Source organism: Nocardioides sp. Root140, assembly GCF_001426745.1.
In the GTDB taxonomy this organism is placed as follows: Bacteria; Actinomycetota; Actinomycetes; order Propionibacteriales; family Nocardioidaceae; genus Nocardioides.
The window spans coordinates 95,837-121,981 of the sequence record NZ_LMFI01000003.1; the positions used below are offsets into that span (position 1 = coordinate 95,837).

The 26,145-nt window shown below is 69.7% G+C and carries 26 protein-coding genes and 1 pseudogene; 14 read left to right on the plus strand and 13 right to left on the minus strand.

Going from position 1 to position 26,145, the window contains the following annotated elements; genetic code table 11:
* Positions 1-297, plus strand: a pseudogene (locus ASD30_RS26875) (hypothetical protein); the annotation flags it as partial.
* Positions 298-310: 13 nt separating this feature from the next.
* Complete coding sequence (locus ASD30_RS08795; RefSeq protein ID WP_056680183.1) at positions 311-1,567, plus strand: IS30 family transposase; 1,257 nt, start codon at positions 311-313, stop codon at positions 1,565-1,567.
* Between the two features lie 288 nt (positions 1,568-1,855).
* On the opposite strand, the gene ASD30_RS08800 is transcribed toward ASD30_RS08795, so the two are convergent.
* Together ASD30_RS08800 and ASD30_RS08805 are read right to left on the minus strand one after the other, a co-directional pair.
* Entirely contained in the window at positions 1,856-2,209 is a 354-nt protein-coding gene (locus ASD30_RS08800; protein WP_056680187.1) for a cupin domain-containing protein, read from the minus strand.
* Between the two features lie 57 nt (positions 2,210-2,266).
* Entirely contained in the window at positions 2,267-3,607 is a 1,341-nt protein-coding gene (locus ASD30_RS08805; RefSeq protein WP_056680190.1) for an FAD-binding oxidoreductase, read from the minus strand.
* A 191-nt stretch (positions 3,608-3,798) separates the two neighbouring features.
* Between ASD30_RS08805 and ASD30_RS08810 the strand changes: the two genes are divergently transcribed.
* Positions 3,799-4,263, plus strand: a complete 465-nt coding sequence (locus ASD30_RS08810; RefSeq protein ID WP_156388671.1) for a hypothetical protein — start codon at positions 3,799-3,801, stop codon at positions 4,261-4,263.
* Positions 4,264-4,286: 23 nt separating this feature from the next.
* On the opposite strand, the gene ASD30_RS08815 is transcribed toward ASD30_RS08810, so the two are convergent.
* Positions 4,287-4,757, minus strand: coding sequence for a pyridoxamine 5'-phosphate oxidase family protein (locus tag ASD30_RS08815; RefSeq protein WP_056680195.1), 471 nt, complete (start codon positions 4,755-4,757; stop codon positions 4,287-4,289).
* A gap of 118 nt (positions 4,758-4,875) precedes the next feature.
* The gene (locus ASD30_RS08820; RefSeq protein WP_056680198.1) at positions 4,876-5,643 is read right to left on the minus strand and encodes an endonuclease/exonuclease/phosphatase family protein; all 768 of its coding nucleotides are present in this window, start codon (positions 5,641-5,643) and stop codon (positions 4,876-4,878) included.
* A 66-nt stretch (positions 5,644-5,709) separates the two neighbouring features.
* Here ASD30_RS08820 and ASD30_RS08825 point away from each other — a divergent pair, with 66 nt between their 5' ends.
* From ASD30_RS08825 to ASD30_RS08840, 4 genes are all read left to right on the plus strand, one after another.
* Positions 5,710-7,227, plus strand: a complete 1,518-nt coding sequence (locus tag ASD30_RS08825) for a hypothetical protein (protein ID WP_156388670.1) — start codon at positions 5,710-5,712, stop codon at positions 7,225-7,227.
* Positions 7,227-8,213: a phosphatase PAP2 family protein gene (locus tag ASD30_RS08830; protein ID WP_056680204.1), complete on the plus strand. Its 987-nt coding sequence runs from the start codon at positions 7,227-7,229 to the stop codon at positions 8,211-8,213. The genes ASD30_RS08825 and ASD30_RS08830 overlap by 1 nt, the downstream gene beginning before the upstream one ends.
* A gap of 61 nt (positions 8,214-8,274) precedes the next feature.
* Positions 8,275-8,853: a dihydrofolate reductase family protein gene (locus ASD30_RS08835; RefSeq protein WP_056680207.1), complete on the plus strand. Its 579-nt coding sequence runs from the start codon at positions 8,275-8,277 to the stop codon at positions 8,851-8,853.
* 167 nt (positions 8,854-9,020) lie between these two features.
* On the plus strand, positions 9,021-9,596 hold the full coding sequence (locus tag ASD30_RS08840; protein WP_056680210.1) for a dihydrofolate reductase family protein: 576 nt from the start codon (positions 9,021-9,023) through the stop codon (positions 9,594-9,596).
* 100 nt (positions 9,597-9,696) lie between these two features.
* On the opposite strand, the gene ASD30_RS08845 is transcribed toward ASD30_RS08840, so the two are convergent.
* Positions 9,697-10,095 carry a hypothetical protein gene (locus tag ASD30_RS08845; RefSeq protein WP_056680213.1) on the minus strand — a complete coding sequence of 133 codons (399 nt, stop codon included), beginning with the start codon at positions 10,093-10,095 and terminating at the stop codon, positions 9,697-9,699.
* 150 nt (positions 10,096-10,245) lie between these two features.
* Between ASD30_RS08845 and ASD30_RS08850 the strand changes: the two genes are divergently transcribed.
* A complete protein-coding gene (locus ASD30_RS08850; protein ID WP_056680216.1) occupies positions 10,246-11,268 on the plus strand; it encodes an LLM class flavin-dependent oxidoreductase in 1,023 nt (340 codons plus the stop codon).
* Positions 11,269-11,358: 90 nt separating this feature from the next.
* Here ASD30_RS08850 and ASD30_RS08855 read toward each other — a convergent pair whose 3' ends face one another.
* A complete protein-coding gene (locus tag ASD30_RS08855) occupies positions 11,359-13,314 on the minus strand; it encodes an amino acid transporter (RefSeq protein ID WP_082563703.1) in 1,956 nt (651 codons plus the stop codon).
* A 210-nt stretch (positions 13,315-13,524) separates the two neighbouring features.
* Between ASD30_RS08855 and ASD30_RS08860 the strand changes: the two genes are divergently transcribed.
* The 4 genes from ASD30_RS08860 to ASD30_RS08875 all read left to right on the plus strand — a co-directional run bounded on the left by ASD30_RS08860 (position 13,525) and on the right by ASD30_RS08875 (position 16,286).
* The gene (locus tag ASD30_RS08860; protein ID WP_056680220.1) at positions 13,525-13,848 is read left to right on the plus strand and encodes a hypothetical protein; all 324 of its coding nucleotides are present in this window, start codon (positions 13,525-13,527) and stop codon (positions 13,846-13,848) included.
* Positions 13,849-13,907: 59 nt separating this feature from the next.
* Positions 13,908-15,020, plus strand: coding sequence for a sensor histidine kinase (locus ASD30_RS08865; protein WP_056680223.1), 1,113 nt, complete (start codon positions 13,908-13,910; stop codon positions 15,018-15,020).
* Positions 15,017-15,700 (plus strand): response regulator, encoded by a 684-nt coding sequence (locus ASD30_RS08870; protein WP_056680226.1) that lies wholly within the window; start codon positions 15,017-15,019, stop codon positions 15,698-15,700. The genes ASD30_RS08865 and ASD30_RS08870 overlap by 4 nt, the downstream gene beginning before the upstream one ends.
* Before the next feature lie 61 nt (positions 15,701-15,761).
* Positions 15,762-16,286, plus strand: coding sequence for a hypothetical protein (locus tag ASD30_RS08875; RefSeq protein ID WP_156388669.1), 525 nt, complete (start codon positions 15,762-15,764; stop codon positions 16,284-16,286).
* A gap of 49 nt (positions 16,287-16,335) precedes the next feature.
* Here ASD30_RS08875 and ASD30_RS08880 read toward each other — a convergent pair whose 3' ends face one another.
* The 3 genes from ASD30_RS08880 to ASD30_RS08890 all read right to left on the minus strand — a co-directional run bounded on the left by ASD30_RS08880 (position 16,336) and on the right by ASD30_RS08890 (position 18,379).
* The gene (locus ASD30_RS08880; protein WP_056680496.1) at positions 16,336-16,890 is read right to left on the minus strand and encodes a DUF2231 domain-containing protein; all 555 of its coding nucleotides are present in this window, start codon (positions 16,888-16,890) and stop codon (positions 16,336-16,338) included.
* A gap of 70 nt (positions 16,891-16,960) precedes the next feature.
* Positions 16,961-17,590, minus strand: a complete 630-nt coding sequence (locus ASD30_RS08885; RefSeq protein ID WP_082563705.1) for a class I SAM-dependent methyltransferase — start codon at positions 17,588-17,590, stop codon at positions 16,961-16,963.
* A 24-nt stretch (positions 17,591-17,614) separates the two neighbouring features.
* Positions 17,615-18,379 carry a septum formation family protein gene (locus ASD30_RS08890; protein ID WP_056680235.1) on the minus strand — a complete coding sequence of 255 codons (765 nt, stop codon included), beginning with the start codon at positions 18,377-18,379 and terminating at the stop codon, positions 17,615-17,617.
* Between the two features lie 196 nt (positions 18,380-18,575).
* Between ASD30_RS08890 and ASD30_RS08895 the strand changes: the two genes are divergently transcribed.
* Positions 18,576-22,013, plus strand: a complete 3,438-nt coding sequence (locus ASD30_RS08895) for a TM0106 family RecB-like putative nuclease (protein WP_056680238.1) — start codon at positions 18,576-18,578, stop codon at positions 22,011-22,013.
* A gap of 38 nt (positions 22,014-22,051) precedes the next feature.
* On the opposite strand, the gene ASD30_RS08900 is transcribed toward ASD30_RS08895, so the two are convergent.
* The 4 genes from ASD30_RS08900 to ASD30_RS08915 all read right to left on the minus strand — a co-directional run bounded on the left by ASD30_RS08900 (position 22,052) and on the right by ASD30_RS08915 (position 24,254).
* Positions 22,052-22,879 carry an ankyrin repeat domain-containing protein gene (locus tag ASD30_RS08900; protein ID WP_200951119.1) on the minus strand — a complete coding sequence of 276 codons (828 nt, stop codon included), beginning with the start codon at positions 22,877-22,879 and terminating at the stop codon, positions 22,052-22,054.
* A 14-nt stretch (positions 22,880-22,893) separates the two neighbouring features.
* Positions 22,894-23,322, minus strand: coding sequence for a D-aminoacyl-tRNA deacylase (gene dtd, locus ASD30_RS08905; RefSeq protein ID WP_056680241.1), 429 nt, complete (start codon positions 23,320-23,322; stop codon positions 22,894-22,896).
* Positions 23,323-23,406: 84 nt separating this feature from the next.
* Positions 23,407-23,883 carry an SRPBCC family protein gene (locus ASD30_RS08910; protein ID WP_056680244.1) on the minus strand — a complete coding sequence of 159 codons (477 nt, stop codon included), beginning with the start codon at positions 23,881-23,883 and terminating at the stop codon, positions 23,407-23,409.
* Positions 23,880-24,254, minus strand: a complete 375-nt coding sequence (locus ASD30_RS08915; RefSeq protein ID WP_056680247.1) for an ArsR/SmtB family transcription factor — start codon at positions 24,252-24,254, stop codon at positions 23,880-23,882. Before ASD30_RS08915 ends, ASD30_RS08910 begins: the two co-directional genes overlap by 4 nt.
* Positions 24,255-24,615: 361 nt before the next feature.
* Between ASD30_RS08915 and ASD30_RS08920 the strand changes: the two genes are divergently transcribed.
* Positions 24,616-25,992: a dicarboxylate/amino acid:cation symporter gene (locus ASD30_RS08920; protein WP_056680250.1), complete on the plus strand. Its 1,377-nt coding sequence runs from the start codon at positions 24,616-24,618 to the stop codon at positions 25,990-25,992.
* The last annotated feature ends 153 nt before the right edge of the window (positions 25,993-26,145 follow it).

Consider the following 26,145-nt stretch of genomic DNA (forward strand, 5'->3'; position numbering starts at 1 on the left):
GGGGAGTCCGAGGTACTCGACCAGGGCCGCGCAAAACGACTCTTCACCGGCCCGCAGATCCTCGCCATGGGGATCCGCGACAAGACCTGCCGCAGCGAAGGGTGCCTGGTGCCGGCCAAGTGGTGCGAAGCCCACCACCACACCTTGAGCTGGTTGCACGGCGGCACGACCGACACCAAGGACGGCAAGCTCCTGTGCCGCTGGCACCACCACCGTGCCCACGACGACACCTACGACATGACCCTGATGGCCAACGGTGGGCGGATTCAAGGAGTCAGCGCAACACCTTCATCGTGAAGGAGTTGTTGTCATGGCCTACCAGCCGTTGCGCGCAGAACAGAGCGCGTTCTGGGAGATGTATTCAGTCGGGTCGACGACCGCGGAAGCAAGTGCGCGTGTCGGGCACAGCTTGGGCTGGGGACGGCGGCTCGTGATCAAGGCTGGTGGCGTGCGCCCCGAGTTCACCAAGTCACGTGTCCCGTCGTCACGTTTCCTGAGCATCGCCGAACGCGAGCAGATCCTTGCCGGGATGGAGCGGGGTGACTCGATCCGACAGATCGCTCGTGATCTGGGGAGGGCGCCCTCGACAATCCAACGCGAGATCCGACGCAACGTCCGCAAGAGCCAGAACTACCGCTCGCGGGCGGTGTACGAGAAGAAGCGTCCCGGTGGCCGGCCACGGATCCGTGCGTTGCGGTACTCCCCGCACGTCGCGCAACTGCGCGCCGACCACTTCGCTTCCCGTGCCCGCGACGGCAAGTTGGTTACGACCCAGCGGCTACGCGTGTGGGTGCAAGATCGGCTGGAGGAAGAGCATTCACCCGAGCAGATCTCGGCCATGCTGCACATTGAGTTCCCGCACGACCCGGAGATGCGTGTGTCGCACGAAACGATCTATCGAGCCCTTTACGTCCAGGGTCGGGGCGGGCTTCGGCGTGACCTGCACCAGCGGCTTCGGACCGGACGAGCTGTTAGAAAGCCAGACCGCCACGCAGCGCGGAGGCGTCAGCGGATCCCCGGGATGGTCCTCATTAGCGAACGACCCGCCGAGGTGGCCGACCGTGCCGTTCCTGGCCATTGGGAAGGCGATCTGATCATGGGAGGAACCGGGACCAAGTCGGCGATCGGCACTCTGGTCGAGAGAGCAAGCCGCTATGTGATGCTGCTGCACCTGCCCGACGGGTTCGGGGCCGACGCCGTCGAGACCGCGATGGTCGAGTCGATGTCCAAGCTCCCTGAGCAACTACGCCAGACGCTGACATGGGACCAGGGTTTCGAGATGGCGAATCACGTCCGGATAGCTGCGGCGACCGACCTGGATGTCTACTTCTGCGACCCTCACTCGCCGTGGCAGCGGGGCACGAACGAGAACACCAATGGGCTTCTGCGCCAGTACTTCCCCAAGGGTGCCGACCTGAACAACTTCCCGCCCGACTACCTCGAGCACGTTGCACGCAAGCTCAACACCCGTCCCCGCAAGACCCTCGACTGGAAGACGCCAGCACAAGCCCTTGAGGAGCTACTGTCCAACCCATCCACCCCACCAGGTGTTGCGTTGACCGGTTGAACCCAAGGTGACGTCCGGTTCCGCAAACGCACCTAGGCCATACCCGGACAGCCACAGACACAAGGGCAGCACACCGGGGATTCCTTTGCCATGCCCCGGTGTGCCGTGATGGCGTGGCTTGGTTTCGAGACGGTCGCCAGGGCGACCTCCTCAACCAACGGTCGCGCGGGGCGGCATGGCGGGGGTCTCGATACGGTCGCAGAGCGACCTACTCGACCACCGAAAGAAGACCGCGACCTACTCGACCACCGAAAGAACCGCGGCCTTCTCGACCAACGGTGGCGCGGGTCAGGTGGGAGTGGCGTAGGCCGCGACGCCGGTGTCGAGGAGCACGCACGGCTCGTCGCCGACGGTCCATGCGTCGTGACCGGGGTCGAGGTCGATGACGTCGCCGGGACCGATGGTGATCTCGTCTCCGTCGTCGGGCTTGATGGTCATCTGCCCGGACACGCAGAACCCTGTGTGGTGGACCTGGCAGGAGTCGGTGCCGGCGATCGGCTTCACGTCGTTGGACCAGCGCCAGCCCGGTTCGAAGACGCCGCGGCCGAGCGTGAAGTCGCCGAGGGTGACGACGTCCATGTGCCCGTGGTCGGTGAACGGACGTCGTTCGTGCGCGTCCTCGATGTTCTGCTTGGCGGACATGATGCACTCCTCTTGTCGAAGGGACTGACGGTCGGCGTCGGACTGCCCACGAAGCGATCAGGCGGGGACCTTGGGGCGGATGTTCTGGTTGCCGGAGAAGACGTTGCCCGGGTCGTACTCGGACTTGATCTGCACCAGTCGCTCGTACTTCTCCGCGCCGAAGGCCGCCTTGATGCGGTCGTCACCCTCGTCGCCGATGAAGTTGAGGTAGACGCCGCCGGTCGTGAACGCGGCGTTCGCCTTCCGGTAGTCACGAACCCAGGCGATGTTGGCCGCGTCGTCGGCGGGGTCCTCCCAAGTCGCGAAGGGGTGACTCACCCAACGCGCCGAGCGCTGGCTCAACGGTGTGGCGTCCGCATCGAGGCGTGCCAGCGCGCCGCCCCACGGCAACAGCAGGTGTTGGGTCATCGGCGAGGCACGGCGTGCGCCTGCATCGAGGAACAGGTCGAGCGCCTCGTCGGGGAAGGCATCGTGGTAGTCGGCGCTCCAGTACTGCCGGAACCCGGGCGGGTCGTCGATCATCGACTGCAGGACCGCGTAGGGCATCGGGCCGACCAGGTCGACCTCCGGTGCCAGGTCCCGCAGGACCTGGACGACCTCCAGACCAGTTGCCTCGTCACCGTTCCAGCAGACCGCGACGGCGATCAGGGGCTCACCCTGCAGGTGCGGTGGGATGAACTCCTCGGGCGGTCCGCTGAGCATCACCAAGCCGGGGCCGAGCTCATCCGGAGCGTCGTCCGCCCAGTCCCGGAAGGCGCGAGAGACCTCAGGTCCGCGGTCGGCCGGCCACGCCATCAGCCCGCCGATGATCGTCGGACCGACCGGGTGCAGCTGGAACTCCAGCGCGGTGACGACTCCGAAGTTGCCGCCTCCTCCCTTGCTGGCCCAGAGCAGATCCTGGTGCTGGGTCTCGTCGGCGCGGACCTCTCGGCCGTCAGCGGTCACCAGCTCGACGGCCAGCAGATTGTCGCAGCTGAGTCCGTGCTGGCGTTCGAGCCAGCCCGAGCCGCCTCCGAGTGTCAGCCCGGAGACCCCGGTGGTGGACACTCGCCCGCCGGTGGTGGCGAGACCGAACTCCTGCGCCGCCGCGTCGAAGTCACCCCAGGTGCAGCCGCCTCCGACCCTGGCCCGTCGGGCCGCGACGTCGATGTCGACGGCCTTCATCGGCCGGACGTCGATGACCAGTCCGTCGTCGTTGCTGGACTGCCCGGCCACCGAGTGGCCGCCCGAGCGTATGGCCACCGACAGATGGTCATCGGCGGCACGCTCCAGGGCCTCCTTGACATCGGCTGGCCCGTCGCATGCCGCAATGATCCGCGGCCTCTTCACGATCATCGCGTTGAACAGCGCGCGCCGCTCGTCGTACTCGGAAGCGTCTGCTTCGATCCAATTCGTCATGCTCGCGCCTTCTGCCGGCCCCGCCCTCCTCACCATCCTCCGCGCAGGAGACGGTGACAACGGATCGGGGACGACTGGCCTGCCGAATCCCGAAAATGGGGGACGACCGCGGATCAGCGGCGGGTTGTCAACGCGTGAGGCGATCCCGAGCCTGCGACATCCGTGACGGCCGTCGCGATCCGGATGCGGGCATGTCGACGAGTATTGGGGATCTTGTCGTGCGGCTATGGACGATGCGGGACCGGAGGCGTACGACGGTCAAAGGGGCTCTGAACACACAAACGAAGGGCTCGATCATGATGAGACGCGGCATCACATTGGTGGGGACGACCACGGCGCTGTTGATCCTGGGTGTGACCGGGGCCTCGGCGCACGAGTGCTACAACGCCAGTCGCAGCGACACCGGCAACGCGAACGCGGTCAATGGCCAGGCGATGGTCTCGTACGGCGAGCTGCTCGCCGAATTGTGCCCGGCCGGCGCTGCGATCGTCGAAGGGGCAGTGGCAGCGAACGGGTTCGACACCGACGGGATCCTGGTGAACTCGAACGCGCTGATGGGTGGAGGGAGGCAGGCGACCGATGGCCAGGCCATCGACTACCTGCCGACGTGGTTCTCCGAGAGCGTCGGTGCCGCGTTCGGGACCTGTTTCGGCTGACGGGCGCCAGCCGGTTCCGAGGTTCAGCTGGCTCCGAACTTGGCCTTGGCGAGGTCTTCGACCGCCTGGGGAATCCGGGTCTCGAAGTCGTGGATCTTCACCCAGGTCGGCGTGATGTCTATGCGCGTCATCGTGTCGTAGAGCGCGTTCACGCCCGCTTCCCACTCCGGGAACGCGTCGGCCGGCGTCACCTTCCTGGCACCCTCGACGTACTCCGGGAAGACACCGTCGACGTCGGTGAGCGTGGCCGTCCCGCGGATCAGGAGCGCGTTCGGTGGCCACGTCGGCGGGCTGGTGTCGATGGTGATCGCCACCGCCGGGTTGGCCTTCAGGGCCGCGACCTTCGCGGACGTCGGGATGGTGCCCAGCACGATCGAGGTGCCGTCCCACTCGAAGCCGATCGGGATCACCCGCGGCGTCCCGTCCGGGGCGACATAGGCCAACCGAGCCGGGTTCGCCGACTGCAACAGCCGCTGCGCCACGGGATCTGCCATGGCAGTGCGAATCTCATCCGGGGTCACGAGCCCACCTTCTTCCGAGCGGAGAAAGTACGTCGCCTCGAGCATGCCACTGATCGCCGTGCCTCGCACCGGGTGCCGTGGCAGCGCGACCTCAACCAGTGGTGAGGACGTCGGCGCGGTCGACCAGCACGGCCTTGTGGTCCGAGGCATTCGCCAGCAGCCGCACCGAGGTCGGGAGACCCGGCCCGTGCACGTCGTCGATCTTGCGGCTCGGCCCCAGGGTGCCCGGTTCGGCCTCGCGGCCCTCCCACGCCGAGGTGAGGCCGGTCAGCCGGAATCCGTCGAAGTTCGAGTCGCCGACGGCGTACACCGTGTGCCCCAGGGCCCGGCATTCGTCGACCATGGCCTGCACGCGTGCGACCTCCTCGCGGTGCCGCGCCGCGAGCAGCGGGCGGTCGGCGCGGTAGACGCCGCCGGACTGGACGCCGGGCACGAGGTGGTAGCTGATCAGGCTCACGGTGCGGCCACCCGTGCGGTCGTCGTACGTCGCCACGGTGGCCAGGTGGGGCGGCTCGATGCGACGTCGACGGGCCAGGGCGGCATCGGCGCGGCCGGGCCTGCTGAGCCAGACGGATCCCACGTGCAGCAAGGAGAACCGCTCGCTGCGCGCACCCACCACGCAGTCGCCCAGCACCGGCATCGTCCAGAGGTAGCCGGAGTCCCGGCGGGACCGCCGAGGTCCGCGCAACAGCCCCACACTGCCGGTCTCCGCGAGCAGTCGGACCCGCCAGGGATGCCACTCCTGCAACCCGACGAGGTCGGGCTCGTGCTCGAGCACGTCGCGAAGCGCCTCGCGGGCGTCGCGGGTGCCGAGGCCACGATGGACGTTCGCGGTGGCGACGACGGTGTGGGCGGTCACGGGCCAACCTTGTCAGAAAACAATAATCACCTGCGGATGTTTGCAGGGCACGAGCATGATGTCCTCATGCTGCTGGTGGAGACCCCGCCTCAAGCTGTCGTCGGGGGACGTGTCGCTGCCCTTCTTCGTCAGCGTCCGGGGCATGTCGTCGTGGCGATGGCCGTGCTGACCTGTCTGCTCGGATGGCTGCCCTTCATGGGGCGGCCGTTGAGCCCCGACGAGAGCGGCCTGTTGATGGTGGCCCGGCAATGGGCGCCGGGGGACTCGCTGTACGGCGACTACTGGGTCGACCGGCCGCCCGTCCTCATCGCGCTGGTCGCCCTGGGCAACCTGTTCGGCGGCGCGTGGGGTCTTCGCATCCTCGGCATCGTCGCGGTCTTCACCTCGGTCCTGCTCGCGGGTCGGTTGGGTCGTGTGGTGGCGCCGCATGTGCCGACGGCAGCGCTGCTGCCCGCGGCCACTGCCGCCATCCTGGTCGGTACGCCGCTCTTCGGTGGCACGGTCGTGAACGCCGAGCTGCTGGGGCTTCCCCTGCTGCTGGCCGGCATGATCGCCGCCGTCACGGCGAGCCGGTCGGCCGGGTTCCGCGAGGCGCTGTGGTGGGGGACTGCCGCCGGCGCAGCGGGTGCGGGTGCGGTGCTGACCAAGCAGAACCTCCTCGACGTCCTCGTCTTCCTGCTGGCGCTCCTGATCACCGGCGGCCTCACCCGACAGGGACGTGCGCACGCACGTACGGCGCTCGCCACGGCCCTGGGCGCAGCCCTCGGCGGTGCCACGGTCCTCGTGGTCGTCGTCTCGGGTGCCGCCGCCTTGGGCACCGACCCCGTCGACCTGTGGTCGGCAGCCGTCACGTTCCGATGGGAAGCGGCCAGCGTGGTCCTCGAGTCGCCGTCCTCGGGCGAGCGCTTTCGGTTGATGCTGCTGGCCCTGCTCGGCAGTGGGGCGCCGCTCTTGGTCGGCGTGCTCCTCCCGCGGCTGCGTCGACGGGCGGTCGGTGCCCCCGCGCACCCCGACTTCCGGCTGCCGGTGCTCGCCGTGCTCACCTGGGAGTCAGCGGCCGTCGTCGCGGGCGGCAGCTACTGGCTGCACTACCTGATGGGACTCGTCCCCGGGCTGGTGCTGCTGGCCGCCGTGACCGGCCTGCCCGATCGCGTCCGCGCCTCCCTGGCCCTCACCTACGGGCTTCTGGTCGTGTCGACGCTGTGCTCGATCGGCTGGGTCGCCGTACACCCGATCGACCGGCCGGAGCAGGAGGTGGCGACCTACCTGTCGGATCGTGCGCAGCCGGGCGACACCGCGATGGTCGCCTTCGGGGTCTCCTCGATCCTCGAGTCGTCCGGCCTCGAGAGTCCCTACCCGCATCTGTGGAGCCTTCCGGTGCGGGTGCGTGACCCGCAGCTGCACGAGCTCGCAGCCGTCCTGGCCGGCCCCGACAGACCCACCTGGCTGGTCATCTCGGGCATCGGCCTCGGCAGCTGGGGCCTGGACACCACAGCGGCGCAGCCCCTGATCGCCCGGCACTACGACCGGCTCGCCGACGTGGCCGGCTACCGGATCTTCCGCGAGTCGGAGGCCAGGCGCTGATGGTGATCCTCGAGCTGAAGCCACGCGAGCGGCCACCGATGCCGACGACCCGTCCGGCCGCGCGAGCGAGGGCGTTGGTCGGGTACGTCGCGGTGCTCGCGGTCTGGATCCACTTCATCGGCATCCCCAACGATCCGATCGGCGTGACCCTCTGGCTGTGGCTGTTCACCATCGCCTGGAACGCCGACGCCCCACGCGAGCGGCACCTCGACTTCGGGCGCGACTGGTGGCGGCCGATGCTCCTGTTCACCGGCTACTGGCTCCTGCGTGGACTGGCCGACCAGACCGGGATGCCGATCCACGTCACGGCACCGGTGCGCATCGACGAGTGGTTCGGCGGCGGCACCACACCGACCGTCCTGCTCCAGCACAACCTGTGCGGCAACCCGTGCGACCCCGACAGCGCGCCGCGGTGGTACGACGTCCTGCTCACCACCGTCTACGCGTCGCACTTCCTGACCGCGCTGACGATCGGGGCCGTGCTGTGGATGCGCAACCGGCAGGAGTGGCTGCTGTGGATGCGTCGCTACGTGACGATCCTCTACGCCGGCCTGGTGATCTACTTCCTGTACCCGATGGCGCCGCCGTGGATGGCCTCGAAGCTCGGGGTCATCGAGGAGGTGCACCGGATGACCGGCCGCGGCTGGTCCGAGCTGGGCTTGCACCGCCAGAGCATGGTGTTGATGGGCATGCCCAACAAGGTGGCCGCGATGCCGTCGCTGCACGCCGGCATCGCGTTCCTGATCGTGTTCTACGCGATCACCCGGCTCCGCTCGCAGTTCCGTTGGCTGCTCCTGTTGTATCCGGTGGCGATGTCGACGGCGCTGGTCTACTTCGGGGAGCACTACGTCATCGACGCCGTGGCCGGAGCCGTTCTCGCACTCCTGGTCGTGGTCGGTTGCGCGGCCTTCGAGAGGCGCGGCGAGCGCAGGAAACCTGAACCGCTCGTGCACCACGAGCCCCGGGGCGTGGCCGGACAGCGATGAGTCTCGCGCCGACCCAGGGTCAGTCCTCCGACACTCGTCACCACACCTCGAGGAGAACTACATGACCGCGACCTACACCTGGGACGTCTTCAGCAGTCTTGACGGCTTCGGCTCGTACGACGAGAACGGTGACTGGGGTGGCTACTGGGGCAAGCACGGGCCCGAGTTCCTCGACCGCCGCGTCGAGGTCCTCGCCGAGGAGCAGCGGATGGTCCTCGGCGGCAACACCTTCCGGCTGTTCGTGCGGCTGCTGAGCCCGAGTGCCCCCGAGCCCGTGGACGACCCGGTGAACACCCGCATGAGGAACCTGCCCACCACCGTGGTGTCGAACAAGCTGGAGGGGCCACTCGACTGGCCCGATGCGACCGTCGAGGGCGGCGACGCCGCCGACGTCGTACGCCGGCTCAAGCAGGAGTCCGACGTACCGCTGCGCTCGCACGGCAGCCTCTCGTTGAACCGGGCGCTGATGGCTGCCGGTCTCGTCGATCGCGTGCAGCTGACCGTCTTCCCGGTGCTCACCGGTGAGACCGGCGCCGCACCGCTCTTCCGTGGCGCGGCCGACTTCGACCTCGAGCTCCTCGAGAGCCGGACCCTCGACGGCGGCACCCTGGAGCTGACCTACCGACCCACCCTGCACTGAGTCGGCTGCAGACGAGTGCCCGATCCCACGACCTGACTCTGCCCCGGCACGGGAATCCGCCGAGGCGGCGAACATTCTCACGCCGGGCTGTCGGATCGGGGGGTCGGCGTTCGTAGCGGTGGTGAGAGGCACCCACACGGGGTCGCCATGAACACAAGGAGCTCACCATGACTGCCACCTACACCTGGGACGTCTTCTCCAGCCTCGACGGCTTCGGTTCTGCCACTGGCGACTGGACCGGATACTGGGGCAAGCAGGGCCCGGAGCTGCTCGACCACCGCCTGGCGTTGTACGACGCACCGCAGCGGATGGTGTTCGGCGCGAGGACCTACCGGGAGTTCGTGCAGATGCTGGGCTCGGGCCCGGCCGACTCCGAGGTGCACGACCCGTGGGTCACACGGATGGTGAACCTGCCGGCGACGGTGGTGTCCGCCTCCCTCGAGGGCCCGCTCGACTGGCCCGACGGCACCGTCGAGCGTGGTGACGCCGTCGACGTCGTGGCCCGGATGAAGGAGACCTCGGACGTGCCGCTGCGCTCGCACGGCAGCCTGTCGATGAACCGCGCGCTGATGGCGGCGGGCCTGGTCGACTTCGTCCAGGTGACGGTCTTCCCGGTCATCACGGGACAGACCGGGACTGCGCCGATCTTCGGTGGAGCGGCCGACTTCGACCTCGAGCTGGTCGAGAACCGCACGTTGGACGGGCGCACCCAGCAGATGGTCTACCGGCCGACCCTGCACTGAGCCGGACGCGCGGTTCCTGGTCGTCGGCATGCACGTGCGCTGCTGAAGGCGTCCGGACCGGGGCCCCGGTCCGGACGCACTCACTCTGCGTCGGGCGCGCTCAGCACTTCACCATGGAGCCGTTGTCGCTGAGGTAGGAGTCCTTGAACCACCCCTGCTTGTTGGTGCCGGCGATCCGACCGTGGGTCCACGTGCCGTCATTGTCGGTGAAGGTGAAGCAGTGGTAGTAGATCTTGGTGCGGCGCGCGGCCTGGCCCAGCGACGTGCAGCTGGGGTGCGGCCCTACGCGGTAGCGCAGCCAGTCCGCGTCGACGTACCCGTAGCCGGACTTGTCCTTGTCGGAGTTCGAGTGCGAACAGCTCTGGGTCGTCATGTCGTCGTCACCCGACGGTGGCGCGGCCTGGGCGGTGGTCAGGACGCCGAGTCCCAACGGCACCGCGCCCAGGGTGGTGGCCAGGGTGATGCCTGCGGTCTTCCTGCTGAGCAGTCGTACGGTCATGATGCTTCCTCTCGTGGGTTCCTGCGTTGACTCCACGAGGTTGGCCGTCATCCCTTTCGCATCGCTGTGGTCCCGCTTTCATCCCTGGCCGCACCCGGAGCTGGAGACGACCCGGGAATGGAAGCGGCTCCGCGTGTGGTTGAAGGTTGCATGAAGAAGATCGGATTCCTGAACTTCGGGCACTGGAACGCCTCGCCGCACTCGCAGGTGCGCAACGCCTCGGACGCGCTGCTGCAGTCGATCGACCTGGCCGTGGCGACCGAGGAGCTGGGCGCCGACGGTGCCTACTTCCGGGTGCACCACTTCGCGAACCAGCTGGCCTCGCCGTTCCCGCTGCTGGCCGCGATCGGTGCGAAGACGCAGCGGATCGAGATCGGAACCGGCGTGATCGACATGCGCTACGAGAATCCCCTCTACATGGCCGAGGACGCCGGCGCGGCGGACCTCATCGCAGGCGGCCGACTGCAGCTCGGGATCAGCCGGGGATCACCGGAGCAGGTCATCGACGGGTGGAGCTACTTCGGCTACCAGCCCGGTGAGGACTCCGACGCCTCCGAGATGGCGCGCCGGCACACCGATGTCTTCCTCCAGGTGCTCGAGGGCGAGGGCTTCGCCCGGCCGAACCCGCGGCCGATGTTCCCCAACCCGCCCGGTCTGTTGCGGGTCGAGCCGCACTCCGAGGGCCTGCGCGAGCGGATCTGGTGGGGCGCTGCCTCGGATGCCACCGCACGCTGGGCCGCCGAGCAGGGCATGCACCTGATGAGCTCGACGCTGAAGGCCGACGAGACGGGCGAGCCGTTCCACGTGCAGCAGCGCAAGCAGATCGAGGCGTTCCGTGAGGCATGGGCCGAGGCCGGTCAGGCGCACGAGCCGAGGGTCTCGGTCAGCCGCTCGATCATGCCGATCGTCACTGACACGGACCGCGCCTACTTCGGCCAGGAGGGTGAGAGTCGCGACCAGATCGGGCAGATCGAGCCGCAGCTGCGTGCCGTCTTCGGACGGTCGTACGCCGCAGAGCCCGATCGCCTGGTCGAGCAGCTGGCGCAGGACGAGGCGATCGCCGCGGCCGACACGTTGCTGCTCACCGTGCCCAACCAGCTGGGCGTCGACTACAACGCGCACCTGCTGCGCACGATCCTCGAGGACGTGGCTCCCGGCCTCGGTTGGCGCTGACGTCGTACGAGCCGAGGACGTACGAGGCCCACGAGGCATCAAGAATCCACGGTTCGAGGCGCAAGAACCCACTGTTCGCGGGTGGTGCTGTCAGCCGGCGTGGATGTGCGGGCGGCGCGTCCGCTCGGGCTCGGCACGACGCAGCACCTCCCGGGTGATCGGGGCGACCTCGCCGACACCGAACAGCAGGAAGCGGAGCAGGTGAATGAACGGTTTGCCCTCGGTCCACTCGAAGTAGATGTGCGGGCGTACGCCGGTGCGGTCGCGGATGTCGAGCAGCAGTGAGGCCAGAGTGTTCGGCACGGTCGCGCCGGTGACCGTGAGCACCCGGAACTCGCCGTGCAGCGCCTCCCCGTGGACCTCGATCCGGCTCTCGAAGTCGGAGTAGTCGCCGACGGTCACCTCGACGAAGATGATGTCGCCCGGGTCGAGCAGGTCGTGGTCGTCGACCACCTGGCGGATCTTCTCGCGGTACTCCTCCACGTCCCGCGCGTCCGGCTCGTTGGCGACCAGCCGGATCGAGCGGCGGGCGCAGTCACGCAGGAACGCGTCGGCGCGGTCGTCGTACACGATCTCGGTGGTGCGCAGCTCGAGGGCACGCGCCACCCGGGACAGCAGCGAGACGATCACGATCGCGGCGATGAAGCAGGCGCCGATCTTGACGCCGTCCGGACGCTCGTGCACGTTGTCGAGCGTCGTGTAGGCGAGCACCAGCGTGATCGCGGAGAACGCGACCGTCAGCTTCCGTTGCCCTGCCTTGCGCGCGGCCAGGGTGACGGCGACCGCGGCGGAGGTCATCAGCACCAGCACGCCGGTGGCGTAGGCGCCGCCCTGGGCGTTGACGTCGGCGTCGAAGATCCAGGTGATCAGGAACGCCGTGCAGGTGAGTACGAGCACCAGGGGTCGTACGGCGCCGGCCCACTCCGGCGACATGCCGTAGCGCGGCAGGTAGCGCGGGATCAGGGCGAGCATGCCGGCCATCGCGGAGGCACCGGCGAACCACAGGATCAGGATGGTGGAGGCGTCGTACACCGTGCCGAAGCCGTCGCCCAGGTAGAGGTGCGCGAGGTAGGCCAGGGCACGGCCGTTCGCCGAGCCGCCGTCCTCGAACTCGTGCGCCGGGATCAGCAGCGTGGTGACCAGGCTGGAGGCGATCAGGTAGACGCTCATGATGCAGGCGGCGACGGTGAGCAGCTTCTTGGTGTTGCGGATGCGGCCGGCCGGGCGCACCGGGTCGTCGCCGGGCTCACCGCGCACGTGGCTCATCACGGCCACGCCGGTCTCGAAGCCGGACATTCCCAAGGCCAGCTTGGGGAACAGGGTCAGGGAGACCGCGATCATCAGCCCGATGTTGCCGTGCTCGGCGGTCAGGGTGGTGGTCCAGTCGGTCACCCGGTGCGCGTCCTCGAAGACGTGCACGGCGGCGACCCCGATCACGACCGCGTTGAGCACGAGGTACGTCGACACGAGGGCGACCGCGACTCCGATCGCCTCGGTGAACCCCTTGAGGAAGACCGCGCCGAGCAGGGCCACCAGGCCGAGGGTGATCCACAGCTCCTGGCCGTGCAGGAATCCCGGGACGTGCGGGTTCTCCACCACGTGGGCGCTGGCGTCCGCGGCCGAGAGCGTGATGGTGATGATGAAGTCGGTGAGTGCGAAGCCGAGGAGGACGAGCACGAAGATCTTCCCGCGCCAGAAGGGCAGAAGCCGTTCCAGCATGGCGATCGAACCCTGGCCGTGCGGGCTCTCCGCGGCCACCCGTCGGTAGACCGGCAGTGCGCCGAACAGGGTGAGCAGCACCAGGATGATCGTGGCGATGGGGCTGAGCGCGCCGGCGGCGAGGAAGGCGATGCCCGGCTGGTAGCCCAGCGTGGAGAAGTAGTCGACGCCGGTCAGGCACATCACCTTGCGCCAGGAATGCGTCTTCTCGCCCGGAGGTGCGGCGGCGTGCGGGCCTGCGTGTCGGGCGGTCACCTCGGGACGGTGGAACAGCCACTCCCGGAAGCGCCCCTGGGCGGCCTCGGGTGACTGGAGATCGGTACTCACACCTCCGATCCAACCCGCGGGAACCCCCGACCGGGGGCGGCCTAACGACTCCCTAACAAGGTGCTGACCGATGCACGCGACCAACGGGCGCTCCGCCCTGGGTCGGTGCGACGCATGGGCTCGTGCCGATGTCGTCAGCGTTCTGTCAGGACGTGTCAGGGTTCTGTCAGGAGGCCACCACCCGAGCCCTCGACGGCCTTGACTTGTGGCATGGGCCAGCAACTGATGACGGACGAGGTGGGGGTGCGCTTCGGCATGGGCGCGGGTGCGCAGTTCCTCCTCACCGGACTCGTCGTCGCGACCCAACTGCCGGGGGAGTGGGGCGTGGCCCTGCTGTTGCTGGTCACCGCGCTGCTCTCGGTCTGGCTGGACGAGCCGCACGCCCTCGGGCTCGGCGTCGCGGGGTGGGCGTTCGCGACGGGCTTCGCCGTCAACACTCTCGGCGTGCTCACCTTCGCGCCGTACGACCTTGCCCGTCTGGGCGTCTTCGTCGCGGCGGCGGCACTCACATGTCGGCTCGGGGGTACGGCGTGAGTGCGCGGGCCGGCGACCCGGGGAGCACAATGGGCCGACCCGACAAGTCTGGAGAAGCGATGGTGCGCAGCAGCCTCAGTGCCCGGCGCCGGGGCTACGGCTATCTCCTCGCCGTCCTCGGCACGGCAGCGCTGGTCGGCGTGCTGGTGCCCGCGCGGGAACACCTCGACCTGGCCAGCGACGCGCTGTTGCTCCTGCTCCTCGTGGTGAGTGCGGCCATCCTGGGCGGCCTGGGGCCGGCCCTGACCGCGGGCCTGCTCGGCGCTGTCCTGCTGAACTTCTTCTTCACCGAGCCGTTCCACACGTTCCGCATCTCGGAGTCCACCGACGTCGTCGCCGTACTCGTCTTCGCGGCGGTGGCCCTGATGGTCAGCTGGGTCGTCGACCTGGCCGCCCGCCGTGCGTCCGCCGTGCGCGAGGCCGCCGAGCTCGAGGCGGGCAACAAGTTGCGTACGGCCCTCCTGGCCGCTGTCGGCCACGACCTGCGCACGCCGCTGGCGACCGCGAAGGCAGTGGTCTCGGGGCTCCGGAGTCGCGAGGTGAAGTTGACCGACGACGACCGGGATGAGTTGCTCGAGGCGGCCGACGACGCGCTCGACCGGCTCGCCGGCCTCGTCGACAACCTGCTGGACCTGAGTCGGCTGCAGGCCGGAGCACTGCCGGTGCGCACCCGGCCCGCGTCGGTCCACGACGTCGTCGCGACGGCGCTCGACGACCTCGGTGTGGAGCCCCGGGCCGTCGTCCTGGAGCTGCCCGACGACCTTCCCGACGCCGTGATCGACTCCGGCCTGCTCGAACGGGCGATCGTCAACGTGGTCGCCAATGCGCAGCGCCACGCGAAGCGTCCGCCGCTGCTGACTGCCGGTGTGGTCGGTGAAAGGGTCGAGCTGCGGGTGATCGACACCGGACCCGGGATCCCGGTGGCCGACCGGGACCGGGTCTTCGTCCCGTTCCAGCGGCTCGGCGACACGAGCACCGAAGGACTCGGCCTCGGGCTGGCGCTGTCCCGCGGACTGGTGGAGGCAATGGCCGGTTCGCTGGAGCTCGCCGAGACACCCGGGGGCGGTCTCACCGTGGTGATCTCGCTGCCCGCTGACCCGACCCCGCCGACCGGTACGCCGGACCCGGGACCGCCGGCCGTGCCGACCTCACCCGAGCAGGCATCGCCATGAGCCGGATCCTCGTCGTCGACGACGAGCCGCAGATCCTGCGGGCGCTGACGATCAACCTGCGCGCCCGCGGCTACGCGGTACGTACTGCAGGTGACGGCGAAGAGGCGTTGCAGAGCGCCGCCGCCCATCCGCCGGACGCGGTGATCCTGGACCTGGGCCTTCCCGACCTCGACGGGGTCGACGTGATCACCGGTCTCCGAGGCTGGACCGCCGTGCCGATCCTGGTGCTCTCGGGCCGCAGTGACAGCGTGGACAAGGTGGACGCGCTCGACGCCGGCGCCGACGACTACGTCACCAAGCCGTTCGGGATGGACGAGCTGATGGCCCGCCTGCGTGCCCTGCTGCGCCGAAACGCCCCGACCGAGGAGGCCCCGGCGGTCACGTTCGGGGACGTCGTCGTCGACCTCACCTCCACGCGCGTCACCCGCGCAGGCGAGGAGGTGCGGCTGACCCCCACGGAGTGGCACCTCCTCGCGGCGCTGGTGCGCCACCCGGGCAAGCTGCAGAGCCAACGGCAGCTGCTCGACGAGGTCTGGGGTCCCGGCTACGAGACGGCACAGGGCAACCTGCGGCTCTACATCGGCCAGCTGCGCCGCAAGCTGGAGCCCGATCCGGCCCGGCCGACGTACTTCCGCACCGAGCCCGGCATGGGCTACCGCTTCGAGCCGCACGACGAGTGACCGTGCCCCGGCTACGGTTCCCGACGAAGGTCTCAGACTGCTGTGCACGAGGGGATGACGGATGAGGACGACGAGATCGACGCCCTGGTTGATGATTGGCGCGGTCGTGGTGCTGGTGGCGGCCGGCGTCCTCCTCTGGCAGTCGCGATCTGGTGACAACGACGCGCCCGTGGACGAAGACCTCGCCTCGCGCATCACGGCCACCGGTGTCACGCCGTACGACGTACGCCTCGGCAAGGCCGACATCGACGAGGTGCGGGTGGAGGCCGGCAGTGTGCTGGTCGACTATGACCACACCGACGAGGACCGCCACGCCTACACGCTCGTGCTGTCCAAGGCTCCGTCCGGTGACCTGTGCGGTGCGCAGGGGAGTGGCGAGCAGGACGACGGCAGCACCTGCACGTCGGAGGACGACCGGATGTCCTCCACGTTCGAGGAGATGGGCAGCTTCTCGCTGCGTCGCGACGGCACCCTGCTCACGCTCAGCAACCTGGTGATCGAGAGCGACCCCGGCATCGAGGAACGCGCGTTCACCGCCCTCGAGGCCGCCGAGCCGGTCCCGGCGGACGACCTGGCGCGCCACTGAGTCGAGCGCCGGGGCGAGCGAAGGGCGAGCGAAGGGAGAGGGCCTCCGGTCAGGCGTCGTACGCCGGGTCGCGGGTGCCCACCTTGCGCGCGACGGCGAGGTGGCCGCCCAGGAACCCGGCACCGCCGGCGACAGTCGCACCCAGCAGGGCCAGCCGGGCGCCGGTGCCGTGCGCGCCCCGGCGACGGGCCAGCCAGGACGCGGCATAGAGGCCGATCGCCACGCCGTTGCCGACCGCGTGCACGACGCCCACCCGTTTCTCGCGCGGGCCGGCCTCGGACCACTCCGCCCACCCGGTCCACGCGGTGGGTCCGACGACCACGAGGCCGGTGCCGACGAGGGCCTGTGCCGGCTCGGCCCACCGGCCGCGACCCAGCAGGTCGAGCACGGTCGCCGAGGTCCAGGACCCCAGCACCACGTCGGTGAGCGCCGGATGGACCGCATGCCCCAGCCAGTCACCACGCAGCACGGCGCCACGGGTTCCGGACCCGAAGATCGTCCTGACGTGCGGCTCCAGGGCCTGCACGGGGCCGTCGAGGGCGGCTGAGTCCTCGAGCTTCTTGAGCCAGCGCACGGCTGCGGGCGGTGGTTCGAAGGGAGACATGCGTTCCTCCTCGGTGACGACCGGTCTCGCCTTCACCCTGCCCCGCCGTACGACGAAGATCAACAGCAGCTCAGCTGTGTCGTACCGCCCGGACCACCGCGTCGACACCGGAGCCCGCGATCGAACGCGGCTGCTCCCTTGCGACCACCAGGTCCCACTCGTCCGCCGGGAGCACATCGGTCGCGTCCTTGACCGACACCTGCACCTGACCGGCGGCCGGTGTGGGCTGGCCGGTGGCGGGGTCGACGGGCCGGTGCCCGACCAGGACCAGCGTTCCTCCGGGGGCGACGCCAGCGGCCAGCCGGGTCACGAACTCGGCCACCGACCCGGCAACGTGGACGTAGAGACAGTTGACCAGGTCGAACGCCCCCGCGGCAGGTGCCCAGGTGCCGAGGTCGCCCTCGACCCACTCGATGCGCTCGGCCACCTCGGTGCCGAGCGCCTCTGCCGTGGAACGGCCGTGCTCGAGCGCGGACGGTGAGAAGTCGACGGCGGTGACCTGCCATCCGGAGGTGGCCAGCCAGAGCGCCTCCGCGCCGTGGCCGCACCCGGCGTCGAGTGCACGGCCGGGAGGAAGCCCGACCGTCTGGTCGAGCAGGTGCTGGTTGGGTGCGCGGCTCGCCAGCTTGTCCGGGTGGTCACGCAGAACCTGTTCCCAGCGGTGCTCCCACGCGTCCCGGTCGTGCATCTCGCTCGTCATGGGAGCGACCGTACGCCGGGCGCCCTACTGCTGCTTGCTGTAGCAGGTGATGATCATCGGGTTCACCGCACGCACGGACCACCGCCACACCCCCGGCCTGACGCGGCGCGGGCACACGCGCTCGGCCTCCCGCGTGGCGGTCCGCGACGTGTAGGGGTAGGCGGAGACCCAGCTGAACGTGGCGCGATAGACATGGCTGAGACCACAGTTGATCGCGTAGCCGCGGTAGGTCAGGCACCGTTGGTAGTACTTGCGGATCGCGGGGACCAGCTTGACGGGCTTGCCGGCGGTCGACACCCTCCACTTCCTGGGGGACTGCCAGGAGCCCACGGAGCAGCTCACCCAGCGGGCGCCGCGGCTCTCCTGCGCCGCGGTCGGGAGGAACCTGAACAGCTCGTACGTCGACAGGCCGAACTTCGCACCGCGGTCGCCCAGTGCGGCCTTCACCGCAGGCATACAGACCTTGTACTGGTAGTTGATGGACCTCCTGCTGTAGTCCAGGGGGATGCTGTCCGGGAGGGCGACGGTCCGGAGCACCCACAGCGTGTGTTGGCTCCGGCACGAAACCGTCTGGCTGAGGGAACGCCCGGAGGTCGCCTTCACCCCGGCGTTGTAGCACTGGCCCACGGTGGGCGCGCCGTACATCGTGTCGTCCGCGACCGTCGCCGGCGTCGGGGAGACGGTTGCCGGCGCCGGCGCGACCGGAGCGGCCAGGCCTGCGGAGGGCGAGACGAGGGTCGCCATCACCAGGAGAGTGGTGGTGGCGACCAGACGGAGTGATCGGAGCATGACGGGGTTCCTCTCGAGCGGACTGCGAGCAACCTAGGGGCTGTCGCGTCGTTCCGGGGCGGCTTTGGCGGAAAAGGTGATGGACGGGTGACGCCGCCAGCCCGTCGACACGGCCAGACGTACGCTTCCGGCCCGTCGTCGTCCGCCCTGTCGGTGGTGCCTGTCAGGCTGTCGTCGAGCGAGGACTGGAGGAACCATGTTCCTGATCGACGGGCAGCTTCACTGGAGTGCCTCAGACCTGACCGCCGCCGCGGCCTGCGAGTTCGGGGTGCTCCGCACGCTGGACCACACCCTCGGCCGGGCCGAGCGCATCGAGCAGTCCGAGGACCCGCTGATGGAGCACATCGCGCGACTCGGCGAGCGCCATGAGTCGGCGTTGCTCGAGCAGCGCCGCAGCGCGGGGGGCCTCGTCGAGCTGCCGCACGTGGCGGCTCCCTACACCGCCAGGGCGCTCGGAGCTGCGGCCGACGCAACGCTCGCGGCGTTCCGCGCGGCTCCGACCGTGGTCCACCAGGCGGCCTTCCACGACGGCGAGTTCTTCGGGTACGCCGACTTCGTGGAACGGGCAGAGGACGGCTGGCTGGTCTGCGACGCCAAGCTGGCCCGCCAGGCCAAGCCGCGTGCGCTCCTCCAGCTCGGGGCGTACGCCGACCAGCTGCGCCGTCTCGACCTTCCCGTGTCGTCGACGGTCTCCCTGTTGCTGGGCAACGGCGAGCGCGTCGACTTCCCGGTGGCCGACGTCCTGCCGGTCTTCGAGGAACGACGAGAGCGCTTGCGCACGCTTCTCGGTGAGCACCGGGCCGGGGGAGAGTCTGTCGTCTGGGGCGACCCCCGCTACGTCGCGTGCGGCCGGTGCCAGGAGTGCATCCATGCCGCCGAAGAGACGTCCGACCTGATCCTCGTGGCCGGCCTGCGCATGGAGCAGCGCCGCAGGCTGCGGACCGAAGGACTCACCTCGATCGCCGATCTCGCCCGCGCGACCACGAAACCCGCGGCACTCTCGCAGCGCACCTTCGACAAGCTGCACGCCCAGGCCGCACTCCAGTGGAAGCAGCTCTCCGGCGGTGAGGGAGCACCCGTCGAGTCGGTGCTCACCGACGATGCCGCGGAGACGCTGGCGCTGCTGCCGGCCCCGTCGATCGGCGACCTGTTCTTCGACTTCGAGGGCGACCCGCTCTACGACGAGGGCGACCTGTCGCGCACCGGGCTCGAATACCTCTGGGGCCTCATGGACGACCAGGAGGCGTACGTCCCGTTGTGGGCGCACAGCTCCGCCGAGGAGAAGCAGGCGTTCCTCGAGTTCATGGACCTCGTCGCGAAGCGTCGTGCCGAGCACCCTGACATGCACATCTACCACTACGCGCCCTACGAGACCTCGGCGCTCAAGCGGCTCGCGATGCGCTTCCAGACGAGGGAGAAGGAGCTCGACGACCTGTTGCGCTCGGAGGTCTTCGTCGACCTCTACGCGACGGTCCGCGGGTCCGTGCGCGTCTCGGCGCCCTCCTACAGCATCAAGAAGCTTGAGCCGCTCTACATGGGGGACGAGCTGCGCAGTGCCGACGGCGTGCAAGCTGGTGACGCGTCGATCCTCGCCTACCACGAGTTCCGCGACCTCCGGGCGACCCAGCCGTTGCGCGCGGAGGCGGTGCTCGACGACTTACAGGACTACAACACCTACGACTGCCTCTCGACGCTGCGGCTGCGCGACTGGCTGCTCGCTCGTGCCGTTGACGCAGGGGTTCGCGACCAGATCGTGTCGCGGGCACTCGACGTCAAGGGTGAGGAGACCTCCGACGACGACCCGGTGTTCCTCGCGCTGATGGCGAAGACCGGGCCGGTCAGCCGGGCTGCGCGCACCCCCGAGGAGCAGGCCCACGCCATGCTCGCCACGGCCATCGACTACCACCGGCGCGAGCGCAAGCAGTTCTGGTGGGGGCACTTCGAGCGGCTCCAGCACCCGGTCGACGACTGGTCGCACACCCGCGACGTCTTCGTCGTCGAGAGCGCCGAGGTCGTCGGCGACTGGGCCGTGCCCGAGGGACGCTCGAGCCGGCCCCGCCGCACCGTCCGCCTGATCGGCGACTGGGCTGCGGGCAGCAAGCAGGCGAAGGAGGCCCACGTCATCTACGCCGCACCGACGCCCGTGGGCGTCAACCGGCCCGAGGGTGCCCGCTACGGCTTCGCCCGCACCGAGACGTTGGCGTTCGTCGACACGGACCCACGCGTCGTCCTGCTCACCGAGTCGTGCAAGCCCGACGAGACGTACGCCGAGCTGCCGCTGGCGTTGACGCCCGGGCCGCCGCCGGGCACCCAGGCGCTGGAGGCGGCGATCAAGTCCGTGGCCACCGACGCAGCGGGCGCGGGGTCCCTGCCGCGCGGCGCCGCGCTCGACCTGCTGGCCAGGCGTACGCCGCGTCTCGCCGGAGGACTGCCCCAGGAGGGCTCGGTCGTGGAGCGCGTCGTCGAGGCGCTGCTCGGCATGCAGGACTCCTACGTGGCGATCCAGGGGCCGCCGGGCACGGGCAAGACCTGGAACGGGTCGCGAGTCATCAAGGAGCTCGTGGAGCGCCACCACTGGCGGATCGGGGTGGTGGGGCAGTCGCACGCCGTCGCGGAGAACATGCTGGCCAACGTGGTGGCCGCGGGACTCGACCCTGCCCTGGTCGGCAAGAACTCCAACGACGCGGAGTCGCCCACCTGGACCGACCTCAAGGGTGGTGCGCCCCCGCGGGCGAAGTTCCTCGCCGACCACGCCGAGAGCGGGTGCGTGCTCGGCGGCACGGCCTGGACCTTCGCGAACGCCAACCTCGTCGAGCGTGAGGGCCTTGACCTGCTGGTCGTCGACGAGGCCGGACAGTTCTCGCTCGGACCGACCCTGGCCTCGGCGATCTCCGCCAAGCGGCTCCTGCTGCTCGGTGACCCGCAGCAGCTGCCGCAGGTCAGCCAGGGCACCCACGCCGAACCCGTCGACGAGTCGGCGTTGGGCTGGTTGATGGACGGGCACGACACGATTCCCTCCACCCACGGCTACTTCCTGGAGGAGTCCCGGCGCATGCACCCGGCGTTGTGCGCGAAGGTCTCCGAGCTGTCGTACGACGGCCGACTCTCCTCCGCAGCTTCCGCGTCGCAGCGCCACCTCGACGACGTGCAGCCGGGTCTCTCGGTGGTGACCGTCGCCCACACCGGCAACCGCACGGAGTCTCCCGAGGAGGCCCTGGCGGTCGTGGAGCAGGTGGAGGCGTTGCTCGGCACCGCGTGGACCTCCGCACCCGACGCGGCTCCTCGTCCCCTCGCAGGTGGCGACTTCCTCGTCGTCGCGCCGTACAACGCCCAGGTGGTGACGATCCGCAAGGCACTCGACAAGGCCGGGCTGGCCACGGTGCGGGTCGGCACGGTCGACAAGTTCCAGGGCCAGGAGGCGCCGGTGGCGATCCTGTCGATGACCGCGTCGTCCCACGGCGACGTGCCGCGCGGCATGGGCTTCCTGCTCAGTCGCAACCGTCTCAACGTCGCCCTCTCCCGGGCGCAGTGGCGGGCCATCCTGGTCCGCTCCGAGGCACTCACGTCGTTCATGCCCACCAGCGTGCGCGGGGTCCTCGAGCTCGGCGGGTTCATCGGCCTCTGCCAGGACTGATGTCCGTGATGTTCTCCGGTAACCGAGGGGGAGCCGGGTCAGCGGGCGCGGTCGATGGCGTCGACGATGGCCTGGTAACCCCGGTCGGAGGCGAGTCGGCGGGGGAGCACCCCGTCGCCGTCCGGGATGGCCGGGTCGGCGCCGGCCTCCAGGAGCATCTCGACCACCTTCACGTGTCGCGGTGATCCGTCGCCGAGCACGATCGCCTCGTGCAGTGCCGTCCACGACAGGTTGTTCACGTGGTTGACCGGGACTCCGGCGGCGATCAGGATCCGCACCGTCTCGACGTGCGCGTGCTCGCTGGCGGGGATCAGCGCGGTGCCGCCGTAGCGGTTGATGCTCGACACGTCGGCACCGTGGGCGAGGGTGAGCTCGAGGATCTCGTCGAGGCCCTCGGCCCCGGCGTAGAGGAACGCGGAGTCCTCGAGGTCGTCCTTGGCGTTGGGGTCGGCGCCGGCCTCGAGGAGTGCCCGGGCGATGGCCACCCGGTTCGCCTTGGTCGCGACCACCAGTGGTGTGCGGCCGAGGTCGTTGCGGGACTCGAGGTCCGGGCGGTTGGCGAGGGCCTCTTTCACCGTGGCGAGGTCTCCGTCGGCCGTGGCGCGGGCCAGCAGCGCGGTGGCCTGACGTCGGGTCATCGTGGGTTCCTTCGGGGTGGAGGGCTCGGTGGACTGGGCAGTGGCAGCGGAGCCATCGGCCGCGGAGGTCGGCGACCCGGATGGCGCGGTCGTTGTCTCGGGCGCGGCGTCGTCCGACGTACCACCCGGCGAGCACGCGGACAGCACGAAGACCATCGCCGGGGCGAGGGTCAGTGCCTTCCAGTCGAGGGCCCTCCAGTCGAGGCGGCCGTGGGGGTCTTCCTGCATGGGTGCTCCCTCTGTCAGGGTGAGTCGAGGATCAGGGTGACCGGCCCGTCGTTGACCAGCGACACGGCCATGTCGGCGCCGAACACACCGCGTGCGACCGGTGAGCCGAGACGCTGCAGCTCGTCGCAGAACGCCTCATACAGCGGCTCGCTGACCGCGCCCGGTGCCGCCGCCGACCAGGTGGGACGGCGGCCCTTGCGTGCGTCGCCGTACAACGTGAACTGGCTGACCACCAGCAGCGGCGCACCGGCGTCGGCCACCGACTGCTCGTCGCGCAGGATCCGGACGTCACGCACCTTGCGGGCCAGCCACTCGACGTCGGCCAGCCCGTCGTCGTGGGTCACCCCGAGCAGCACGACGAGCCCGGGTCGGTCGAGCCCGCCGACGACCTCGCCGGCCACGCTGACCGAGGCCGACGACACGCGTTGCAGCACCGCTCTCATGCGCCAATCCAAGCAGAGCAGACCTCATCAGCCCGGACGCGAGCACCAGGACCGGTCCTTCATGGTCCGGTTCCGTGCAGGAGATCAGGTGTGGGACTCGACGAGCGCGGCCAGCTGCTGGGTGACGGCTCCCCAGCCGTCGTGGAAGCCGAGCTGCTCGTGCCTGTCGCGGTCGGCGGCGTCGCGGTGTCGTGCCGTGGCGGCGTACGCCGTACCGCCGTCGGGGTGGTCCGCCATCGTGATGACGGCGGTGACGAACGACGCCGGGGCGGGACGCCAGTCGGCGACCAGTGCGTCGGTCCAGACGAGGCGCGCGAGGTCCTGCACCTCGAGGAAGCAACCCGTGACGTGCGGGCCGTAGGTCGTGCCGTCCTCGCTGATCTCGGTGCGGAAGGCGCCACCGGGTCGCAGGTCGAGCTCGGCGACGCGACACGAGCTGGGCGCCGGAACCCACCACTGTGCGAGGAGCGCCGGATCCGTCCACGCGTTCCAGACGGCGTCGCGGGGTGCGGCGATGATGCGAGTGACGGTGAGGTCGAGGTCGGGGCGGTCGTGCGTCATGAGTCGGCCTTCCTGTTGATGTGCGCGGTGTTCTTGTGGGGATTGCTTGTGCGGCCGGTGACGAACTGCTCGAGACGATCGGTGCGGCCCTCCCAGACCCGGCGCTGCTCGTCGAGCCAGCCCTCGACCAGGTCGAACTGCCCGGTCTCGAGGGTGCACGTGCGCACCCGCCCCGCCTTGCGGGTGCTGATCCAGCCGGTCTGCTCGAGGTGGCGGATGTGCTTCATGAACGAGGGGAGGGCCATGTCGAACGGGGCGGCCAGGTCGCTGATGCTGGCCGGCCCCGCCCCCAGGCGGCTGAGGACCGCGCGTCGGGTGGGGTCCGAGAGCGCGTGGAACACCGAATCGAGGACGGTCGCATGCTGAGCCATGAGGCTAAGTTACGCCGCGCCAACACTTATCGCAAGGGCTAAGTGTTGGCGTGGGTGACCGGTGAGGCCCGCACCACACCACGCGCCGGGAATGCCGGGCCGTGGTGCGGGGTTGCCCGACTGTGCGAAGTGAACCGACCGACGAAGGCGACCTGTTGACCCGTCGCCTCGTCGTCGACCTCGTGCGTCTGCAGCTCTGCAGCTGTCGCTGACCGATCCGGCCGAGCCTGCCCCCGTGATTGGCCCCGTGACTTGGCCCCGTGGTCCGGCCCCGCATCCGTCTGCCCTCCCACCCGACTCTCCTCCGCTGTCGACGCGCCCGGTGGCGCGTCGTACGGCTGCAGTGAAAGGCCCCTCCCGCATGAGTTCCTCCGCAGCAACCACAACCCCCACGAAGCGGCGCAGCTGGCTTCCCTCCTTCGGTGTCCAGGTCCTGATCGGCCTGGCGCTCGGCGTCGTCCTGGGCCTGGTGGCCCGCTCGATGGGCGCCGACGGCGTCGACTCGGCGACCGGCGAGGTCGACCCGAACTGGCTGACCGAGACCCTGACCACCGTCGGCAGCACGTTCGTGACGCTGCTCCGGGCAGTGGTCCCGCCGCTGGTATTCCTGGCCATCGTCGCCTCGATCGCCAACCTGCGTGAGGTCACCGGCGCGGCCAGGCTGGCGTGGAAGACCCTGGTCTGGTTCGCGATCACCGCCCTCATCGCGGTGTCGATCGGCATCGTGCTCGGGCTGGTGCTCGAGCCCGGCAACCACACCAGCGTCTCCAAGGCGGCCGCCGAGGCCCCGGGCAGCACCGGCTCGTGGTTGGACTTCCTCACCGGCCTGGTCCCGGCCAACGTGCTCGGCCTCGAGGCCAGCGCGAACGGCGACGGCTCGATCGGGCTGTCCTTCAACGTGCTGCAGATCCTCGTCGTCGCGATCGCGGTCGGCATCGCCACGCTCAAGGTGGGCGAGGCTGCCGACCCGTTCCTGACGGTGGTGCGCTCGGCCCTGTCCATCGTGCAGAAGGTGCTGTGGTGGATCATCCTGCTGGCCCCGATCGCCACGGTCGGCCTGCTCGGCAACGCGGTCGCGTCGTACGGCTGGGACGCCCTCGGCTCACTGGGCACGTTCGCCGGTGCGATCTACCTCGGCCTCGCGCTGGTGATGTTCGTGGTCTACCCGGTGCTGCTGCGGGCCAACGGCCTCTCCATCAGGCAGTTCTTCTCCGGCGCCTGGCCGGCGATCCAGCTGGCCTTCGTGTCGCGCTCCTCGGTGGGCACCATGCCGGTCACCCAGTCCGTGACCGAGCGCAACCTGGGGGTGCCCTCGGCGTACGCCTCGTTCGCCGTGCCGCTCGGCGCGACCACCAAGATGGACGGCTGCGCCTCGATCTACCCGGCGATCTCGGCGATCTTCGTCGCGCAGTTCTTCGGCGTCGACCTGGCCCTCACCGACTACCTGCTGATCGTGTTCGTCTCCGTGATCGGCTCGGCCGCCACCGCCGGTGTCACCGGAGCGACCGTCATGCTGACGCTCACCCTGTCGACGCTCGGCCTCCCGCTCGAGGGGGTCGGCCTGCTGCTGGCCATCGACCCGATCCTCGACATGGGTCGTACGGCGACCAACGTTGCCGGTCAGGCACTCGTGCCGACGCTGGTGGCCAAGCGTGAGGGCATCCTCGACGAGTCGGCGTACGCCGCATCGCGTCGTGGTGAGGTGTGGCGCGAGGACGACGAGCTGGTCGCCGCCTGACGAACCGCAGGTCTGCTGCGTCGGTGCGTCAGCAGCCCCGCCCCCACACGCCACAACGTTTCGCGTTGAATGAACGTTTGTTCAAGGTCCAGCTTGAACAAACGTTCATTCAACCGCGGCAGGTGGGGCCGCGAGCGCAGGTCGGGGGATCGG